Annotated in this window: 1 protein-coding gene; it reads right to left on the minus strand. The window is 56.1% G+C overall.

Annotation, left to right across the window (positions count from 1 at the left end; genetic code table 11):
* The coding region (locus tag L9G74_RS20960; RefSeq protein ID WP_238898687.1) for a hypothetical protein at positions 1–264 on the minus strand (264 nt) is incomplete at both ends.

The following is a 264-nucleotide window of genomic DNA, read 5'->3' on the forward strand; positions in this document are numbered from 1 at the left end:
GGTCCTCAATCTTTTTCATGGCCGACTCGGTCGTAAGCGGAGACTTGATGATGCGATATTTGTCCAATTTGTTCCGCGACGGCACGGCCTTCCGGGCGTACAGCGGCGCGCGCGCCAGCTGCAGCGTCTTGGGCTTGTAGAAGTGCACTTTGGTGCGGATCTTGAGCACTTTGCCATGCGAGCCTTTGATCACCTTCTTCGATAACTTGGCAGCCGACTTGCCAGCCGCCGTCTTGGGGGTATTCTTGGTCTTCGCCATTTTTG

Origin of the sequence: Shewanella electrica, assembly GCF_022321485.1 — a bacterium.
Taxonomy (GTDB): Bacteria; Pseudomonadota; Gammaproteobacteria; order Enterobacterales; family Shewanellaceae; genus Shewanella; species Shewanella electrica.